Here is a 17785-nt window from a genome sequence, read left to right as displayed (position 1 = left end):
TATCACCTGCAATAAAAATCTTTACCAGAATCTTTACCAGCAAGTTAAATGCTAACCTCCGGGGTTCATCACCCTGAGCCGCAGGGCCGCCGCGGTAGTTACGTCAAAGTCCCGTCCTTCGGCGTCCCGCGTAACCAGGTGGATGGTTACGGTTTTACTGTTTTCCGGCGCCTCTGGATGGTCATAAAAAAATTCCAGGGTCTGCACCCCGTAGGCCAGGAGATTATAGCCGCTGAAGCTTAAAGAACCTTTCTTCTTAACGGCCCGCTGGAGGTTATCACCCGTTAACAGATATTTATATTGATTGCCCGCCGCATCAGCGATAATTAAGGTACCGGCATCAGAACCGCTTATTATTTCCTTAGCAGCCTGGATCTCCCTGGTCATCTGCATCAGGGCCACGCGGGCGTTTTGCTGGGCATCCATACGGTCCCAGCCACGCTGCCACCATTTTAAACCCGCCTGGAGGATGCTCAAAGAAGACATAAGGACCAGGACCATCAGGCTGGCGGCAATTACAGTTTCAATTAAAGTAAGGCCGGCCCGCCGCCACTTCACGGCCACCTGGCAACCAGGGTTGCCAGTTCCACCTGCCCCGCCGGGTCATTCACCGGGCGCACCCGCACCATCACTTCCTTCACCTGTAGGACGAGGTCATAATCTGCTATAGTTATCTGGTACTCATATCCCGGCCGGCCGGGGTAAGCCTGCCAGGTGCCGCCAGCTCCAGGCAGGGAGGCCAGGCCGTTATAACCGGCTGCCAGGCTGGTTTCCATGCGTTCCCGGGCCAGGTTCAAAACTAACGTCTCCTGGCCGCCCCTGGTATAACTCCGGGCGGCGGTAGTAAACATACCCAGCATTGGTACCAGCACCGCCGCCAGCAAGGCTACCGCCACCAGGACTTCAATCAGGGTTAAACCACGGTTGTTACCAGGCCAGCAACACTTTTTCACGTCGTTTTCCCCGCCTTGACCCGGCCTGTAACCGGCAGGACAGTAATATAGTAATAGCGACCATAGCGATCCTTTAAGACGATGTCTCCGCTGGCCGAGGGAACACCTTCAAGGTTAAAGGCCAGCTTGCTGTCTGGAAAGGCCACGCTGGCAAAGGATACCCCCGCCGGCAGTTTGGTTTCTTTTACGATCACTGCGTCTTTCCTGATCCGGTACAAATTATTAACGGTATCAAAGAGAATAGTGCGGTGGTAATCTTCGCCGCTAATGGCCATTTGCTGTACTTCTCGGATATCGCTTACCAGCTGCCAGGCCGCCGTCTGCACCTGCCACCATGCCAGGCTCTTAGCCACTACCGGCAGGACCACCGTAGCCAGGAGCCCGGTGATGGCCATGACGGCTACCATTTCAATCAGCGTAAAACCGCGCTCTCCCTGTACCGCCCGCGTGGAACCATATTTTTCCGTCCCCGCCATATCAACCGCCGCTATATAAACTGCTCACGCTTCGCGTTTCATTACTTTACAAAAACCTAACAAGATACCAGTGCAACATTTCCTCGCCAAAAAACAACGCCAGCAGCCCCCCTATGGCGATAAAAGGCGCGAAAGGAAGGGGGTCCTGCCGCTTTTTCCGACCGGAAACCAGCAAGCAAACGCCCGCCAAGCCGCCTGTGACCAGGGAAAGGAAAAGAGCCAGAGATGCCAGGGGCCAGCCGAGGAAAAGCCCTACCATACCTGCAAGCTTGACATCCCCGCCGCCCATGCCACCTTTACTTATTACGGCAACCAGCAGCAAAAATCCTGCTGCCGCAACTGCTCCCCATAAAGAAGACCAAAACCCCACATCCCGCGCCAGCAGGCTTAAAAGAATACCGCCGCAGGCACCAGTCACCACGAGGCGGTCAGGGATCAGGTAGTGCTCCAGATCGATGAAGCTGGCGGCTACCAACACGGCGCTTAGAAAAAGGTATTTTACCAGGATCCAGGAGAGGCCGAAATTATAAAAAAGGGTGGTAAATACCACGCCTGTGACAAGCTCGACTAAAGGATATCGTGAGGAAATCGGCAGGCGGCAGTAACGGCACCTGCCCCGCAAGAGCAGGTAGCTTAATACGGGTATAAGGTCGTACCAGGCCAGCGCCCGCCCGCAAGCCGGGCAGTGCGAACGACCCCAGACCCCCGTTTCCCCGCGCGGCAGGCGGTAAATGACCACGTTGAGGAAACTACCGATAAAAAGACCCGCTAGGAAGAAAAAAACTTCAATCCAAAACATACTTTTCCCTTCTACCACATTTATGGCAAGCCCAACTACACGACAGACGCCTATTACCCAAACGACAAGCGCGCCGGCGCTATAACCCCTCCATCCAGATGATCACCGAGATGTAGTACGTGCCGTTTTCCTCTCCCACATAGGAGTAACCGACACTCTCCCTGATGCGCCGGTCCACGGCGTCGCGGATACCCTGGTCAGGGAAGCCGCCGATAGTAACTACAGCGCATTTGGTGTTGTTAACTGGAATCTGGTTGCCCGCGGCGTCATAGACACTACCGCTGGGTATTACACTCTTCCAGTAGCGATAATGGCCGCCCCAGGGCGTAGTGCCGGGCTGCTTCTCCAGGTACGGCCCGTTCCAGCCGGTGCTGCCGTCAGAGTTTACGAAGTAAAGGAAGCCATATTCGTCTCCTTGGTCGTAGGGGCGATCGTAGGAATCCTGCCCCGCCTTCGGCCAGTCACCGGTATCGGCGTAATAGGCATAACCGGCCGCCTTTATGGCCCGCACGTCGGCAACCACCCGCGATATCTTCGCCTTTTCCACCGCCCTGAAAGCGCTGGGAGTAATAATGGCCGCCAGGATGCCGATGATGGCGATAACCACCAGAAGCTCCACCAGGGTAAAGCCGCGCTGGTCGCGGGGCAGTCTAGGTAAACTGAACATCAATGGCTCACATCCTCTCCCGGAGAAAAGAGGATCCGCTTCATTACCCCCGCCGGAACAGGCCACACGACCGGTTGCAGGACGGGTCGGTGGGTCTACACCCGGCACCGAAGCGCCGGGAGCAGACCCAATCAAAATTATTCTTTTGAAATCAGAATATGGGTGTCTCTACTGCCATTTGCAAACTTGACAACATCAGATCCTAAGTCGTTTAGAAGTTGTTTTGCGGCTCCGGTAGCATTGTTACTGTTACCGTCTGATGGTGCTCCTGGTACGTCCGTCAGCTGGAGCCAGCGGGCAGGGGCACCCCAAAGTGTAGATGAATCATCTTGTTTCATGTAGGTATAAGTCCCGCCCCACGGGTTCTTGCTCGGCCAGCGCTCAAGGTAGGGGCCGTTCCAGCCATCCACCGTTGGGCTTGGTTCGGTAACAAATCCCTCGCTATCTGTACCGTCTTCCGGCCAAACGCCGGTATCGGTATAATAATTCAGCGCTGCCGCCTTAATCGCCTTGTAGTCCGCTTCGGCGGCCGCCACCTTGCCCTTTTCGATGGCCTTGAAGGCGTTGGGGGCGACGATGGCGGCCAAAATGCCGATAATGGCAATAACAACAAGAAGCTCCACCAGGGTGAAACCCCGCTGGTCCCGCGCCTTTTTCAGTCTCTGCCACATGAATCAATCAACCTCCCTGATTTTTTTGCCTGCGCTTTTTACTTTCCTGCTGCCAGCCCGCCGGGGAAACCTACAAGTAGATCACCCCCCTCTTACCCGCATTATTATCCCCGATCTCAAACGCGGCAGGATGCAGAGTTATCCTGGCACTCCTCGACATGGAACCGCCGGCCAGGGCATTCTTTAAGGGTATACTGCCTGCAACCCCCGCCCGCCTCTACCTTATGCCGCCCAGCATCTGAAAGTAGGGAAGAAAGACCGAAATTACGATAAGCCCTACTATGCCGCCGAGGCCGACGATGAGGACGGGTTCTATCAGTGAAGCCAGGCGGGCCACGACCGCCTCCACCTCCTGCTCATAAAGAGTCGCCACTCGTTCGAGCATAGCATCCAGGGCCCCAGTTTCCTCGCCTACCGTAATCATCTCCACCACCATGGGAGGGAAGACTCCGCTCGCTTCCAGTGGAGTCGCCAGGCTCTGCCCATCGCGAACGCTTTCTGCCGCCCGCTCCACCGCGCCAGCCACCACAGCATTGCCCACCGTACGCCGCACTATTTCCAGGGCCAGTAGGACCGGTACACCGCTGTGCAGGAGGGTACCCAGGGTACGGCTGAAACGAGATAGAACCGCCTTATGATGCAGGGGACCGAAAATTGGTAAACGAAGGAACAAACGGTCGACCTGGTAGCGCCCCGCTGGCCTTTGCTGCCAGCGGTAAAACCCGAAAGCAGCGCCGGCCAGGAAAAAGACCAGAAAAGGCCACAAGCGCCGTAACCCTTCACTTAGTCCCAGAACCAGGCGCGTCGGCCAGGGCAGGGGCACCTGCAGGCTGTTCAACATGACCTGGAAGGAAGGCAGGACATAAGTCAGGAGAAAAATAACTACCAGGAGGGCAACCATGCTGACTATCGCCGGGTAGGTCAGGGCCGACTTGACCTTTTCCTCTACTTCATGTTCCCGTTCCAGGTGCCCCGCCAGGCGCTCCAGGGTCTCGTCCAGGGCCCCACCCAGCTCCCCGGCCTCGACGGTATGGATGAAGATAGGCGGGAAGACCCGGGGCTGCCGTTCCAGCGCCCGGTAAAAGGCCTCCCCGGACTCCAGGTCCTGGAGAAGCATACCGATACTTTCTCGCAGGGAAGGATTTTCTGCCTGTCGCTGTAAAATATGCAAGGCCGTCACAATCGGCAGGCCAGCCCCCAGCATGGTCGCCAGCTGGCGGCTGAAGAGGGCCAGGTCGCGACGGGATACCAGCCGCCGGAAAAGGCTCCGCCAGTCCCGGGCTGGGGTTACAACTGCCGGCCGGCAGTAAGTAATAAAAATCCCCTGCCGGCGCAGTTCCCGGATGGCCAGTTCCTGGCTTTCCGCTTCTATATTCCCGCTAACTGCATTCCCCCTGGCATCCCTTCCCCGGTAGGCAAAATTCATGCTTTCCCTCCAAATATAAATAGCCACCGGCAACAGGGAAAGATAGAACTCTTCCCCGGCAGCCCGGCGGCCATGACAGCGTCTACAGGCCCGTAGCTTTGCGCCCCCGGCTTTCGCCGGGTTTGCCTTGAACGAGGATATATGGACATTTATTCGTCATAAAAAGGCAAATTCCTGCTAATCCTGGCGCCGTTAACCATTGTTTAATTCTCTATCCTCTATCATACCCCTGGTGACCAGCTGCCGCAGGGCCATGTCCATGGTCTGCATGCCGTAGCGGGCTCCCGTCTGCATGCTGGAAACAATCTGGTGGGTTTTACCCTCGCGGATGAGATTCTTGACAGCCGGGGTAGCAATCAGCACTTCCACTGCTGCCACCCGGCCTTTCCTGTCGGCCCGCGGTAAAAGCTGCTGGGTGATAACCCCTTCCAGGGTGTCGGCCAGCTGGATGCGGACCTGCCCCTGCTGGTGGGGCGGGAAAACGTCAATGATCCGGTCAATGCTCTGGATGGCACTGCTGGTATGTAAAGTCGCCAAGACCAGGTGACCCGTTTCCGCGGCCGTGATGGCCGTGGCAATAGTCTCCAAATCCCGCATCTCGCCGACCAGGATAACATCCGGGTCCTGGCGCAGGGCGGCCCGCAGGGCACTGGCAAAGGAACGGGTATCTGAACCCACTTCCCGCTGGTTGACGATGCTACGGCGGTGCTGGTGCAGGTATTCGATGGGGTCTTCCAGGGTAATAATATGGCAGCTGCGTTCCCGGTTGATTTTATCCACCATGGCCGCCAGAGTGGTGGACTTGCCGCTACCCGTCGGCCCCGTCACCAGGACCAGGCCGTGCTGTCGTTCTGCCAGCTCGGCCACCACCGGCGGTAATCCCAGGGTTTCCAGGCTGGGTATCTCCCTGGGTATAAGGCGGATGGCTGCGCTAACGCTTCCCCGCTGGTGAAAGACATTAACCCGGAAACGGCTTACGCCGGGCAGGGAGTAAGCCAGGTCTATTTCTCCCCGCTCTTGCAATACCTCCCACCTCTCGCCCACCATAGGCCGTACCAGGCTGGCTGTCATTCCGGAATCCAGGGGCTCCCACTGGCGCTGGACTTGGAGTTCGCCGTGGACCCGGAAAACCGGCGGCAGGCCGACAGAGAGATGGACATCGGAGGCCCCGGCGGCAGCCGCCGCCCGCAGGATGGTTTCAATGTCGAACATTTTAATCCTCCCGGATAAAGCCAGGATAACAAACGCAAGGATTTTTAATAGCCAACTGCTACCAATGTTAATAAACAACGTATAGTGCCGGGCTAACTGCAAAGGGCAGAACTATGAATTCAAGATCAATGGAAGTATATGCCACCCGGGACAGTACAGTCTGGTCTTTACAAACCGCCCAGGGAAACACGCAGGACTTCACTCACCGTGGTAATCCCCTGGCGGACTTTTTCCAAACCGTCCTCGATTAAAGGCACCATACCGGCAGCTACGGCCGCCTCTTTCAGGGCCGTTGCCGGTGCCTTGGCGGTCACCAGGCCGCGGAGTTCTTCATTCATCACCAGTACCTCCTGGATGGCCGTCCGGCCGGCATAACCGGTAAAACTGCAGCGCTGGCAACCCCGACCCCGCCAGAGTTCTTCTACTGCTGGCAGCCAGGTCTTTTCCAAAGACCCCGGTTCGGGTCGGTAAATCTCCCGGCAGTGGGGGCAGAGCCGGCGCACCAGCCGCTGGGCCACTACGCCGATAAGGGAAGAGTTGACCAGGTAGGGTTCAACGCCCATATCTAAGAGGCGGGTGACGGCCCCGGCGGCGTCATTGGTATGGAGGGTGCTGAACACCAAATGGCCGGTGGTCGCCGCCCGGACGGCGATATCCGCCGTTTCCCGGTCGCGAATTTCTCCTACCATAATTATGTCGGGGTCCTGGCGCAAGATAGATCGCAAACCTGAGGCAAAGGTTAGACCGGCCTTGGGATTGACCCGTACCTGGTTGATGCCGGGCAGCAGGTATTCTACGGGGTCTTCAATAGTAATGATGTTTTTTTCCGGTGAGCATAAAATGTTAAGGGTGGCATAGAGGGTTGTCGTCTTACCGCTGCCCGTGGGACCGGTAATGAGGAGCATGCCGTAGGAACTGTGGATGAGGCTCGCAAAGCGCTCTTTTATGGCCGGCAAAAATCCCAGGTCGTCCAGGGACAGGAGCATGGCCTCCTGGTCCAGCAGGCGCAGGACGATCTTTTCCCCGTAAACCGTGGGCAGGCTGGAAACACGCAGGTCGACGTTGCGTTTACCCAGGGTAAATTGAAAACGGCCGTCCTGGGGCAGGCGCTTTTCGGCAATATCCATGCCCGCCATGATCTTGATCCTGGAGATCAGGCTGCTTAGAACCCCCAGGGGCAGGCGGGTTAACTCCCGCAGCAGGCCATCCACCCGCAGGCGTACGCGTACTTCCCCTTCCTGGGGTTCGATGTGGATATCGCTGGCCCGCATCTGGATCGCCTGCTGGATAAAGCTGTTAACCAGCCGTACAGCCGGTGCCCCTTCGGTACCGCCGGGACCGGGAGCTTCCAGGGCAGCGGCGGCCGCCGCCTCGCTCATGCTGGCAGCAGTTTCCTTCTGCCAGAACCTGCTCAAAGCCTCTTCAATTTCCCTTTCAGCAGCTATAGCCGGCATGATCTCCTTGCCGGTAGCCAGGCGCAGGTCGTCCAGGGCCAGCAGGTTCAGGGGGTCGGCCATGGCTACCAGGAGACGGTTGCCGTCCAGGCGAATGGGGATGGCCTGGTAGCGCCGCGCCAGGCCCTCCGGCACCAGACGCACCACCTCCGGGTCCAGGTGGTAGTCGGCCAGGACGACTTTGGGAATGCCCAACTGGAATTCCAGGACTTCCAGAATACTGGCTTCAGTAATGAATCCCAGGCGGATCAAAACCTTACCCAGGCGTTCCCCGGTGCGCTTTTGTTCCTGCAGGGCCTGCTCCAGCTGGGCCGGGGTGATCATCCCGGCCGCAATTAAAAGGTCCCCCAGCCGCCGCCGGGTGTCCATTTTGCTCCCCTCCCGCAACATTCATTCTTTAGCAGGCCGAGGCGGACAGCCCCCGGATATTCCTCAGCAAATAACCGCCATAATCTCCTCTAAACTAACCGGGGTAACCTGCACCCGGCCCAACCGTTCCGGCAGGACCATCCGCAGCCGGCCCTGGCGGATTTTTTTATCATGGCCCAGGGCCGCCTGGAAAGCAGCAGGTTCGACGGCCGGCAAATCAACAGGCAGACCCGCCCGCTGCAGCAATCGCACCAGGCGGCCGGTTTCCGCTTCCGAAAACATTCCCCGCCGGACGGCCAGGCGGGCGGCGGCGGCCATCCCCATAGCAACGGCCTCACCGTGGCGGTAGGCGGCAAAATCTGTTACGGCTTCCACGGCATGGCCGATAGTGTGGCCAAAATTTAAAATGGCCCGCAAGCCGCTTTCCCGCTCATCCCGGGCAACTATTTCTGCTTTCAAGGCGCAGGAGCGCAAAACGATGGTTTCCAGGACCCCTTCTTCTCCATTTAGGGCGCCTTCCAGGTGATCTTCCAGGTAAGTAAAAAAGCCGGCATCCATGATCACGCCATACTTGATGACTTCCGCCAGGCCGGCCCGGACTTCCCGCGGCGGCAGGGTGGCCAGGGTTGCCAGGTCGACTATGACGGCCGCCGGCTGGTAAAAGGCGCCGATGAGGTTCTTGCCCCGGGGATGGTTGACAGCCACCTTGCCCCCCACGCTGGCGTCGACCTGGGCTAGAAGTGTAGTCGGGAGTTGAATAAAAGGAACGCCCCGGAGCCAGGTGGCGGCCACAAACCCGGCCACATCCCCCACCACGCCGCCCCCCAAGGCGATAATGGCTGACCCGCGCTCAATATCGGCTGCCAGGGCAGCATCATATAGTTCAGCCGCAACTTTAAGGGTTTTGGCCTCCTCCCCGTCGGGAACCAGGGCAAGGTGGGGCTGAAAACCGGCTGCCTTGAGGCTTTGCTCCAGGGTGGGCCAGTAATGTCCAGCAATGGTAGCATTGCTTACTACCAGGCAGGGGGCTGCCAGGTCCAGGTTTTTAAGCAGGAAGCCGGTTTCCTTTAACAACCCTGAACCGCAAAAAATCTTATAAGTACGCTCACCCAGGTTTACTTTAAGCTCGCCAGCCATAATTTTAAAGCCTCCTTTATTTCTCCGGCCACGGCGTCTGCATCTTTACCGTCAGTGTCGATATATACATCGGCAAAGGTATAATAGGGCTCGCGGCGCTTGAAGAGCCCGGCCACCTCTTCCCGGCGCCGTCCCTGGAGGAGGGGGCGGTCCCCCTTCACCCCGGCGCGCTGCAGGGCCGTTTCCAGCCGTACCTGGAGCCAGACAACTTTGTTGCCTTCCCGCAAGCGCCGGACATTGTCTCCGGAAAGGACGGCCCCCCCGCCGGTGGCAATAACTGCCCGCCGGGCAGCAGCTGCCCGGGCAACTGCCGCCTGCTCAAGTTTCCGGAAATATTGCTCTCCATAGCGAGCAAAAATTTCTTTAATAGACAAACCGGCGTCCTCTTCGATCATGGCGTCGGTATCCAGGAAAGACCAGCCCAGGCTGGCTGCCAGGATCTTCCCTGCTGTCGTTTTGCCGCTGCCCATAAATCCGATCAAAACAATATTGTCCGGCATCCGTCTTCGTCTTCCTCTTTCTCTATCTTCCTCAAGGGTGGCATTGTTTTGCTCGCTCCCCGGCAGGATCATAGACCCTTACCTGTTAAATACCGCTTAAGTACTGCCGGTAAGCGGCCATTCGCTCCTGGATTTCCGGTAAATAATCGCCGCCAAATTTCTCCATCACTGCCCCGGCCAGGACCCAGGCCACCGCCGCCCAGGCAACGACCGCTACTGCCGGGACGGCGCAGACGTCAGAACGTTCCACAGCAGCCGTAACAGGTTTTTTTGTCAGGAAATCAACGCTGGGCAAGGGCTGCATCAGGGTGGGGATTGGTTTCATGGCCGCCCGCAGGACAAGGATTTCTCCATTGGTCATACCACCCTCCAGGCCGCCGGCGCGGTTGGTGGGATGGTAAAAGCCCTGTCCTTCCCGGTAGGCGATGGCATCATGGGACAGGCTTCCTGGAATACTTGCGAGCTCAAAACCGGCTCCGATTTCTACCCCTTTGATGGCCGGAATGCTCATTAAAGCCTGGGCCAGGCGCCCGTCCAGGCGCCGGTCCCAGTGAACATGGCTGCCCAGCCCGGCGGGAACCCCGGCCGCCAGTACTTCCACCACTCCTCCCAGGGTATCCCCCTTTTGCCGGGCTTCTTCAATAACTGCTACCATTGCCCGGCTGACTTCCGGGTCGGCACAGTAGACGGGCGACTCCCAGGCCTGCCGGGCAGCACTCAATTCTACCGCCCCTTTAACTGCAACCGGTCCAATCCGGACCACATGGGCCGCCAGTTCAATCCCCAGTTCTTTGAGCAAAGCAGCAGCCGCAGCCCCGGCCGCCACCCTGGCCGCCGTTTCCCGGGCACTGGCACGTTCCAGGATATTGCGCAGGTCCGCCTGGTGGTATTTCAAACCTCCCGCCAGGTCGGCATGCCCCGGCCGCGGCCGGGTAACTACCCGCTCGGCCTGGGCCTCGGGGCCGGGAGCCATAATCTCCTGCCAGTTGGCCCAGTCCCGGTTGGCTATAAAAAGGGCGACGGGGCTGCCCAGGGTATAGCCGCCTCTTACCCCGGCCAGGATCTCCACCCGGTCCCGTTCAATGCTCATGCGCCCGCCGCGGCCGTAACCGCCCTGGCGGCGGGCCAGCCAGGTATTAATATCTTCAGCCGTGAGGGGTACCCCGGCCGGCATACCCTCAACAATCACACTTAAACCCCGCCCGTGGGATTCCCCCGCGGTAAGATAACGCAGCAAAGTATCTCCTGCCTCTCCTAATTATCCAGCCTTCCGCCAGAACTCCAGGTTGGTATCGTCTTGCTCGCTCTCTGGTCCGCGCGGAACAGCCTACGTCTCAGCCTCGGGCTGCTTTACTGCTCCGACCAAGTCGCTCGCTCTGAACAAAAGCCGGCCTGTTATTTTCATCCTTCTGATGGTGCCTACTTAGCGGCATGAGAATCTTGTATTGCTTTCCGGAGGGCTTCTCCCATGACCTCCACCGGTGCCGGCTTCCCCGTCCACAGGGTAAAGGCCGCGGCCCCCTGGTACAGGAGCATCCCCAAACCGGATATAGCCCGGCAACCCCGCTGCCGGGCATCCCGCAGGAACCTGGTTTCCAGGGGATTGTAGACCAGGTCGTAGACCCATTGCCCGGCGTGGAGCCAGGCCGCCGGCAGGGGTACGGCTCCTTCCATAGTAGCCATGCCGGCACTGGTGGCGTTTACCACCAGGTCGGCCTCTTCTACCCTGGGACGCAGCTCTTCCTCTTCCAGGGCGCAGGCCTTTACCAGGACGCTTAAACCGGCCAGGGCGGCTGCCAGGTGTCCGGCCCGCTCCAATGTGCGGTTGGCAATGGTCAACCCGGTGCAACCCGCCCCGGCCAGGGCAAAGGCCACCGCCCGGGCCGCCCCCCCGGCCCCGAGGATGACCGCTTTCTTGCCGGCCGGATCAAAACCTGCTTCCTGGAGGGAACGCAAAAAACCGCTGGCGTCAGTATTGTAGCCTGTCAGGCGCCCGTCATTAACAATTGTGTTCACGGCTCCGATGCGAGCCGCCGCGGGATCGATTGCATCCAGGTATTTGATAATTGCTTCTTTATGGGGTACCGTAACATTGGCGCCCCGGAAACCCAGGGCTTTAAGCCCGGCCAGGGCAGCCGGCAGGCCGGAAGGGGTAACGGCAAAGGCCAGGTAAACCAGGTCCAGCCCGGTGGCGGCAAAGGCCGCATTTTGCATTAAAGGCGATAAAGAATGTTCTACCGGGCATCCCATGAGGGCCACCAGCCCGGTTGAAGCTTTTACCTGCAGCATGGCCTACCCTGCCATTTCTTTTTAATAATCGGGTTATGTAAAGCCAATTTTTTTACTCACTCTATTATAAGTCCTTTAAATCGTTGATTACCAGGCGTTTGGTTATCAATTTTTCTATCTGACGGATCACCCTGGTGCCAATGAACTCGCGCTTATTTATAGGCATCACCAGAATTGTGTACAGCCCCAGGCGGTTTCCTCCCAGGACATCGGTAAAAACCTGGTCGCCGATCACGGCAGTATTACCAACTGCCGTTTCCATGACGGCCATGGCCTGGTAAAAGGCCCGCCGCCTGGGTTTACCGGCCCTGGAAATTCCGGGAATACCCAGGTAAGCAGCTATTTTTTGCACCCGGACATCCCGGTTGTTGGATACAAGGCAGGCCCTTAAGTCTTGCTTCTTTAATTCCGTAAACCACCGGTAAATTTCCCGGTCCAGGGTCGCCCGTCCCCATTCGGTCACCGTATTATCCAGGTCAATAATCAAACCGCGGATACCCCGCGCCTTTAAAGCTGCCAGGGGTATATCCCGCAGGGAACGCACATAGAGGTCCGGTTGCAGTAGTTTGAGCATGTTTCACTCCTAATAGAGGCACTTACAGGTTATTATACCACAAAAAGACTGCCGGGGAGTAACCATTATTTTCAATGGGAGGGGACGGCGGTAGTTTTAGTCCCTTCCCGAGGTAAGCTGTAAGCAGGTAATATTGTCTTTTATATTACCTGAAGCATTAGGCACTTGAGGTAACGCGACTCGTCGTAGCCAAGGAGTACCGGGTGGTCAGGAGCCTGGCCGCGTCTGGCCAGCAGGCGCAGGCGGCGACGGGCATCAAAGGCTGCATCCTGGATAACTTCTAAAAAGAGTTCCTCCGGCATGTGGTAGGAACAGGAACAGGTCACCAGAAAGCCGCCAGGAGATAAAATCTTCATCGCCCGCAAATTTATCTCTTTATAGCCCCGGATGGCTCCCTCCAAAGCCTTCCTGGCCTTGACAAATGCCGGCGGATCCAGGATAACTACATCAAACCTTTCTTCCTGGCGCTCCAGCTCTCGCAAGGCGTCAAAAGCATTGGCTTCCTCAAAAGAACACAGGTCCCCATAACCATTGAGCACCGCATTGCGCCGTGCCATAGCAATGGCTTCTGCCGAGATATCCAGGCCCACTACTTCCCGGGCACCATAATGGGCGGCATGGACGCTGAACCCCCCGGTATGACAAAAGCAATCCAGCACCCGCGCCCCTTTCACAAACGGCTGGAGGGCGGCTCGGTTTTCCCTCTGGTCCAGGAAGTAACCCGTCTTCTGTCCTGCGGCCAGATCTACATAAAATTTAAGGCCGTTCTCTTGTATGACAACCTGCGGGTCAAAGGGACCCTTGAGGAATCCCGACCGCAGCTCCAAGCCCTCCAGTTTCCGCACTGGCGCATCGTTGCGCTCAAAGATCCCCGTTGGCTGGATTAACTCATCCAGGATTTCCACTAGAGTATCTTTAAAACGATCAATCCCTAAGGCTAGGGTCTGGACCACCAGGTAGGGGCCAAACTTGTCGACAATCAACCCTGGCAGGAAATCTGCTTCGCCAAAGACAACGCGATAAGCGTCCGTCCCAGCACCAGCCAGAACCCTCCGGCGGTAATCCCAGGCAGCCGCCAGGCGCCGCCGCCAGAAAGCCGCATCGATTTCTTCATCACGACTATAAGTAAGGATGCGGACAGTAATCATGGAGGCCGGGTTGATATACCCCCGGCCAATAAACCTGCCACGGCGATCCTCTACGGTAACTATGTCTCCCGGTTCAAAGGCGCCATAGATGGTCTCAATCTCCGTCCGGTAAACCCAGGGGTGGCCTCTTTTAATGCGTCCTTCTTCGCCTCGCCTCAGCTGCACCCTTGCCATATTAAACGTCACCAGCTAAATAGTTTACACCAGCGGCCCTTCATCTAATGCCGGGTTCCTAATAACAGCTGGCAAAATTATACCACACAAAGCCTCCACTTCACACGTGGCCCCGCAAAATAAAAAAGCCGGCCTTCTTTCACGGCCAGAGAAAATCTTTTATGTTTACTTGCTGCACCCTTCGGCAGACAGCTCCTTCAAAAGTTTCTGGATGGCCTTTTTCTCGATCCTAGAAACATAGGAGCGAGAAATGCCCATTTTACGAGCTATATCCCGCTGGGTACGCCGCAGGCCCTGGAATAGCCCGAAACGCATGGCCAGGACTTTCTTCTCCCTTGGTGTTAATACATTTACCTTTTGCATAACCCGTTGACGTTCGTAAGAAGTTTCCACAATCTCCGCGATATCCTGATCTGAACCCAAAACATCAATCAAAGCGATTTCATTTCCTTCTTTATCAGTACCGATGGGGTCATAAAGGGAAACTTCGCTGCGGGTCTTTTTCGTGGCGCGCAAGTGCATGAGAATTTCATTTTCAATGCAGCGGGCGGCATAGGTGGCTAGCTTGGTACCTTTATTCATATTATAAGTATTTATTGCTTTGATGAGGCCAACGGTACCAATGGAAATCAAGTCGTCGTTATCCTCACCAGTATTCTCAAATTTTTTCGTTATGTGGGCCACCAGACGCAGGTTATGCTCAATTAAAATATTGCGGGCCTTCTGATCCCCCTGCTGCCACAGTTCCAGGTACTTTTGCTCTTCTTCCTCACTTAATGGCTGGGGAAAGGCATTATTGGTAATGTAGGACAGGAGGAGGCTAATGCCCTTCAAAACAGAAAGGGCAACCAAAGCAATAAAGCCGGCTTCCATACTCCATACCTCCCGGGCAGGATAGCGTTACCCTTTATATATATGGAAGCGCGGCCTAATAGGTGCTTGTCCTGGAGAAAAAAGTAGTGCTACTCCTGCCTGTAACCGAGCCGACGTGATATTTCCCCGCCAGCCTGACGTACAAGCCTGCCAAGCTCGGGTACTCGCTCCAGGGTAACGTGCAGGGTCGGGCCGGAAATACTAAGTGCTGCTACTACCTGCCCTCGGTAATCAAAAATGGGCGCGCCGACGCAGCGAATACCTTCTTCGTTTTCGCCATCATCTATAGAGTAACCGCGTTCTCGTACCCGGGCCAGTTCTGCCTGCAAAGCTGCCATGGTAGTAATCGTCCGGGAGGTAAACCGGGGCAAATCCCTGCGGGCAATTATCTTTTCTACTTCCTCAGGCGGGAGGAAAGCCAGTATAGCCTTACCTACAGCCGTCGAATGGAGAGCCACCCGGCGGCCAATCTGAGAATACATACGGATGGTACGATTGCCTTCTACCTTATCAATATATACGGCTTCATCACCATCCTTTACAACCATATGCGCCACTTCCTGGCTCCTGGCCGCCAGTTCCTTGAGATACGGATGGGCAACGGCCCGGACATCGAGCCGGTCCAGCAGGCTGCCACTAAGTTCCAAGATTTTTAATCCAAGGATGTATTTCCCTGTCGTCGGTTCCTGATCAACATAGCCATAAGCCTTAAGGGTAGTTAACATGCGATAGACGGTACTTTTATTAAGGCCCAGCCGACGGCTGAGGTCGCTCAAACCTATACCTTCACCGGCCGCTGCCAGTGCTGCTAATATTTTAAGACCCTTCTCCAGGGACAGGACGTAACCTTCATTTTGGGGCAAAGCCATCCACTCCAGAAACAAAACTTCCTACAATATATTGTAGCACCATTTTGCGTGGTGGAGTATCTATCTTATTCTGGGAGAATTTTTGGCCATACTGGAAAAAGGTAGTACCATACGGTAACGCAGATGGCAATCGCCTTGATGGCGGTATAATTTACCCCGTCGTTGGACAACATGGTGATAGCCACCATTGCGGATCAGAAGAAACAGCAGAGTTCCGATGATCAATTTCCAGGCTCCATAGGAGTTTTTGGCAATCTGACCGTAAATACTGTCATTATATCATCATCACGTGAATCAAAGGAAATAGTTCCACCGCCTTCCCTAACCAGATTTTTAACAATAAATAAACCCATCCCCGTCCCTTCCTGTCCCTTGGTGGTAAATCCCGGTTCAAAAATCCTTTCTCGGATCTCAGGTGCAATAGTACCAGGGTTGGTTATTTCAAAAACAAACCAATTATCTTCCTGATCGATTCTTATCTTAATCCATTTATCTTTATAGAAGCTCGTCTCATAAATAGCATTATCAAGCAAATTGCCAAGAATACTTACCAGCTTATCTGCAGAGATAGACAATTCAGCTAAAGAAGTATTCACATCTAACGACGCCTGCAAATAACTCAAACTTGCCAGCTTGCTGCTAATAAGGGCGGCAACTTCTGGCCTTTCTAAGGAAACAAGTTTTTCTATTTGAATATTTGAATAAGATCTTTTGATAGACCTTTGATATAATCGGCAGCATCATTATCCATCTTCAATTGAATAAGCCCCAGGATTACCTGTAAATGGTTAACAAAATCATGATGTTTAGACCTCAAGGTGGTAATTAATTTTTCGGCTTCCTCTAACCTTACCATTACCTTCTCGGCTTCACTTTCCCTTTCAACCAGTCTAAGCATCTCCCGGACTACCCATAAACTCGAAATCATCACAGCAATAATAGCACTGCTTGCACCTGCTGCTAGCTTCCAACACTTTTTTAGCCAGGAGACGGTAGGCCTCCCGGAGTCCTGAAGCACTCTCGGACGAATAAACTACCTTCACGTTTACGGCGAATGGCGTTTTTCCTTGAAATTCCGGCATTTTGCCCTTCACCGGTCGCCCCCCCTTCCCTATATTCTACGAAAGAAGAAGATTATCCTACCACAGGAAAAGGGCTCCAATGAAGGAGCCCTTTTATTCCCGGATCGTTAACCCAGCTTGCATTTCCACCCATGCAATAACCTACCAGGTTTCCATGGTTAAATCATCAATTTCCTTGAAATGAGTATCGCGACTAACTAAAATTAAATTGTGTTGTAAAGCCACCGCTGCAATCCAAATGTCGTTCTCAGGAATGGGTTTCCCTTTTTTCTTCAAATTATTCTTAATTCTACCGTAATACTTGGCAGTATTCTTATCACAAGCAAGGATCATACTCTCAGCGGCAAGGGAATCTATAAGCAAAATGTTATTTTCAACCTTTCTGGATTTTAAAGCGCCAAAATAAAGTTCACCTAACACTATAGCAGGAATGAATACCTTATTTTCCATATCCAGCTTTTCTATAATTGAAGGTTCACCAGCAAAAAGGGCGATAACTATATTAGTGTCCAATAGATAATTACCACTCACCAAGATCAATCCTCTCGCAGGATTCTTCAATCTCTCGTTCCATAATTTTTAAGTCGTCTTTCTCAATAGTGCCTGCGAATCGGATAAGGTCATTTCCTTTCGTCTGCTGATCAAGCTCTGTAAGAGAAAGGATAAATTTTAAGACCCTTTTTTGTTTTTCATAAGGTAAAACTGAAAGGCTTTTTATAATTTCATCTCTTATACTGGGGTCAATCATGATACTCACGCCCTTCACCTATGTTATTGCTTATATTTTACATGGTTTCAAAGGAAATCACTATTTATCTCCTTCCTGCCACCATTTTACCCCAGGGCTACCAAAATATCAATATTGCTATAGCTTGGCTCGTGGGTCAAGTCCAAATTGAAGTGTAAAATTACCTCTGGTAGATGATGCTGGTTTGTTTTAAGCTGCCTGCGAACGCGTGTCAATTGTTAATGCTTTTGTCATATGGCCATTGCGATAACCCTGCCATTCTTCAGTGCGCTCGTAAGGTTTGGCTTTCAACCGCTCCGTGGCCTGAGCGAGGAAGAAAAACTCCGACTATACCAACCTGTTCGGCGGCTCGTTCATCGCCGTA

21 protein-coding genes and 1 riboswitch are annotated in these 17785 nt (G+C 55.0%); all 21 genes read right to left on the bottom strand.

Features of this window, described 5'->3' with window-relative positions:
• Positions 1-51: 51 nt before the first annotated feature.
• A complete protein-coding gene (locus FLZ89_RS11640) occupies positions 52-564 on the bottom strand; it encodes a hypothetical protein (RefSeq protein ID WP_172613590.1) in 513 nt (170 codons plus the stop codon).
• The gene (locus FLZ89_RS11635) at positions 555-953 is read right to left on the bottom strand and encodes a prepilin-type N-terminal cleavage/methylation domain-containing protein (RefSeq protein WP_141305010.1); all 399 of its coding nucleotides are present in this window, start codon (positions 951-953) and stop codon (positions 555-557) included. The genes FLZ89_RS11640 and FLZ89_RS11635 overlap by 10 nt, the downstream gene beginning before the upstream one ends.
• Entirely contained in the window at positions 950-1429 is a 480-nt protein-coding gene (locus FLZ89_RS11630; protein ID WP_141305009.1) for a type II secretion system protein, read from the bottom strand. The genes FLZ89_RS11635 and FLZ89_RS11630 overlap by 4 nt, the downstream gene beginning before the upstream one ends.
• A gap of 46 nt (positions 1430-1475) precedes the next feature.
• Positions 1476-2228, bottom strand: coding sequence for a prepilin peptidase (locus FLZ89_RS11625; protein ID WP_172613589.1), 753 nt, complete (start codon positions 2226-2228; stop codon positions 1476-1478).
• Positions 2229-2307: 79 nt separating this feature from the next.
• Positions 2308-2895, bottom strand: coding sequence for a prepilin-type N-terminal cleavage/methylation domain-containing protein (locus tag FLZ89_RS11620; protein ID WP_141305008.1), 588 nt, complete (start codon positions 2893-2895; stop codon positions 2308-2310).
• Positions 2896-3032: 137 nt separating this feature from the next.
• Positions 3033-3566, bottom strand: a complete 534-nt coding sequence (locus FLZ89_RS11615) for a prepilin-type N-terminal cleavage/methylation domain-containing protein (protein ID WP_141305007.1) — start codon at positions 3564-3566, stop codon at positions 3033-3035.
• Between the two features lie 217 nt (positions 3567-3783).
• Positions 3784-5019: a type II secretion system F family protein gene (locus tag FLZ89_RS11610; protein ID WP_253256472.1), complete on the bottom strand. Its 1236-nt coding sequence runs from the start codon at positions 5017-5019 to the stop codon at positions 3784-3786.
• A gap of 27 nt (positions 5020-5046) precedes the next feature.
• Positions 5047-5129, bottom strand: a riboswitch (cyclic di-GMP riboswitch).
• A gap of 55 nt (positions 5130-5184) precedes the next feature.
• The gene (locus tag FLZ89_RS11605) at positions 5185-6204 is read right to left on the bottom strand and encodes a type IV pilus twitching motility protein PilT (RefSeq protein WP_141305006.1); all 1020 of its coding nucleotides are present in this window, start codon (positions 6202-6204) and stop codon (positions 5185-5187) included.
• A gap of 167 nt (positions 6205-6371) precedes the next feature.
• The gene (locus tag FLZ89_RS11600; RefSeq protein WP_141264984.1) at positions 6372-8027 is read right to left on the bottom strand and encodes a GspE/PulE family protein; all 1656 of its coding nucleotides are present in this window, start codon (positions 8025-8027) and stop codon (positions 6372-6374) included.
• Positions 8028-8090: 63 nt separating this feature from the next.
• The gene (aroB, locus tag FLZ89_RS11595) at positions 8091-9164 is read right to left on the bottom strand and encodes a 3-dehydroquinate synthase (protein WP_141264985.1); all 1074 of its coding nucleotides are present in this window, start codon (positions 9162-9164) and stop codon (positions 8091-8093) included.
• Entirely contained in the window at positions 9143-9736 is a 594-nt protein-coding gene (locus FLZ89_RS11590; protein WP_172613588.1) for a shikimate kinase, read from the bottom strand. Before FLZ89_RS11590 ends, aroB begins: the two co-directional genes overlap by 22 nt.
• 13 nt (positions 9737-9749) lie before the next feature.
• A complete protein-coding gene (gene aroC, locus FLZ89_RS11585; RefSeq protein ID WP_141305005.1) occupies positions 9750-10901 on the bottom strand; it encodes a chorismate synthase in 1152 nt (383 codons plus the stop codon).
• Between the two features lie 182 nt (positions 10902-11083).
• Complete coding sequence (locus FLZ89_RS11580; protein ID WP_141305004.1) at positions 11084-11953, bottom strand: shikimate dehydrogenase; 870 nt, start codon at positions 11951-11953, stop codon at positions 11084-11086.
• Between the two features lie 64 nt (positions 11954-12017).
• Positions 12018-12527 (bottom strand): YqeG family HAD IIIA-type phosphatase, encoded by a 510-nt coding sequence (locus tag FLZ89_RS11575; RefSeq protein ID WP_141264989.1) that lies wholly within the window; start codon positions 12525-12527, stop codon positions 12018-12020.
• Between the two features lie 140 nt (positions 12528-12667).
• Positions 12668-13849 (bottom strand): class I SAM-dependent rRNA methyltransferase, encoded by a 1182-nt coding sequence (locus FLZ89_RS11570; RefSeq protein WP_141305003.1) that lies wholly within the window; start codon positions 13847-13849, stop codon positions 12668-12670.
• A gap of 165 nt (positions 13850-14014) precedes the next feature.
• Positions 14015-14722, bottom strand: coding sequence for an RNA polymerase sporulation sigma factor SigK (gene sigK / locus FLZ89_RS11565; protein ID WP_141264991.1), 708 nt, complete (start codon positions 14720-14722; stop codon positions 14015-14017).
• 89 nt (positions 14723-14811) lie between these two features.
• Positions 14812-15585 carry an IclR family transcriptional regulator gene (locus tag FLZ89_RS11560; protein WP_141264992.1) on the bottom strand — a complete coding sequence of 258 codons (774 nt, stop codon included), beginning with the start codon at positions 15583-15585 and terminating at the stop codon, positions 14812-14814.
• 227 nt (positions 15586-15812) lie between these two features.
• Positions 15813-16214: a sensor histidine kinase gene (locus FLZ89_RS15740; protein WP_172613586.1), complete on the bottom strand. Its 402-nt coding sequence runs from the start codon at positions 16212-16214 to the stop codon at positions 15813-15815.
• A 62-nt stretch (positions 16215-16276) separates the two neighbouring features.
• Positions 16277-16519: a Spo0B domain-containing protein gene (locus tag FLZ89_RS15735; RefSeq protein WP_172613585.1), complete on the bottom strand. Its 243-nt coding sequence runs from the start codon at positions 16517-16519 to the stop codon at positions 16277-16279.
• A gap of 295 nt (positions 16520-16814) precedes the next feature.
• Positions 16815-17204, bottom strand: a complete 390-nt coding sequence (locus tag FLZ89_RS11550; RefSeq protein WP_141264993.1) for a type II toxin-antitoxin system VapC family toxin — start codon at positions 17202-17204, stop codon at positions 16815-16817.
• Positions 17194-17421 (bottom strand): hypothetical protein, encoded by a 228-nt coding sequence (locus tag FLZ89_RS11545; protein WP_141264994.1) that lies wholly within the window; start codon positions 17419-17421, stop codon positions 17194-17196. The genes FLZ89_RS11550 and FLZ89_RS11545 overlap by 11 nt, the downstream gene beginning before the upstream one ends.
• Positions 17422-17785 lie beyond the last annotated feature (364 nt).

The organism is Moorella sp. E306M (assembly GCF_006538385.1).
Taxonomy (GTDB): domain Bacteria; phylum Bacillota; class DSM-521; order Neomoorellales; family Neomoorellaceae; genus Neomoorella.
The sequence above is the reverse complement of the archived record's forward strand: the minus strand, read 5'-3'. Positions and strand labels throughout refer to the sequence as shown.

What these genes read in the sequence shown, in the direction of transcription:
- FLZ89_RS11630 (WP_141305009.1), bottom strand. Translation starts at nt 1,429, where the DNA reads ATGGCGGGGACGGAAAAATATGGTTCCACGCGGGCGGTACAGGGAGAG.
- FLZ89_RS11625 (WP_172613589.1), bottom strand. Translation starts at nt 2,228, where the DNA reads ATGTTTTGGATTGAAGTTTTTTTCTTCCTAGCGGGTCTTTTTATCGGT.
- FLZ89_RS11620 (WP_141305008.1), bottom strand. Translation starts at nt 2,895, where the DNA reads ATGTTCAGTTTACCTAGACTGCCCCGCGACCAGCGCGGCTTTACCCTG.
- FLZ89_RS11615 (WP_141305007.1), bottom strand. Translation starts at nt 3,566, where the DNA reads ATGTGGCAGAGACTGAAAAAGGCGCGGGACCAGCGGGGTTTCACCCTG.
- FLZ89_RS11605 (WP_141305006.1), bottom strand. Translation starts at nt 6,204, where the DNA reads ATGTTCGACATTGAAACCATCCTGCGGGCGGCGGCTGCCGCCGGGGCC.
- FLZ89_RS11600 (WP_141264984.1), bottom strand. Translation starts at nt 8,027, where the DNA reads ATGGACACCCGGCGGCGGCTGGGGGACCTTTTAATTGCGGCCGGGATG.
- aroB (WP_141264985.1), bottom strand. Translation starts at nt 9,164, where the DNA reads ATGGCTGGCGAGCTTAAAGTAAACCTGGGTGAGCGTACTTATAAGATT.
- FLZ89_RS11590 (WP_172613588.1), bottom strand. Translation starts at nt 9,736, where the DNA reads ATGATCCTGCCGGGGAGCGAGCAAAACAATGCCACCCTTGAGGAAGAT.
- FLZ89_RS11580 (WP_141305004.1), bottom strand. Translation starts at nt 11,953, where the DNA reads ATGCTGCAGGTAAAAGCTTCAACCGGGCTGGTGGCCCTCATGGGATGC.
- FLZ89_RS11575 (WP_141264989.1), bottom strand. Translation starts at nt 12,527, where the DNA reads ATGCTCAAACTACTGCAACCGGACCTCTATGTGCGTTCCCTGCGGGAT.
- FLZ89_RS11570 (WP_141305003.1), bottom strand. Translation starts at nt 13,849, where the DNA reads ATGGCAAGGGTGCAGCTGAGGCGAGGCGAAGAAGGACGCATTAAAAGA.
- sigK (WP_141264991.1), bottom strand. Translation starts at nt 14,722, where the DNA reads ATGGAAGCCGGCTTTATTGCTTTGGTTGCCCTTTCTGTTTTGAAGGGC.
- FLZ89_RS15735 (WP_172613585.1), bottom strand. Translation starts at nt 16,519, where the DNA reads ATGATTTCGAGTTTATGGGTAGTCCGGGAGATGCTTAGACTGGTTGAA.
- FLZ89_RS11545 (WP_141264994.1), bottom strand. Translation starts at nt 17,421, where the DNA reads ATGATTGACCCCAGTATAAGAGATGAAATTATAAAAAGCCTTTCAGTT.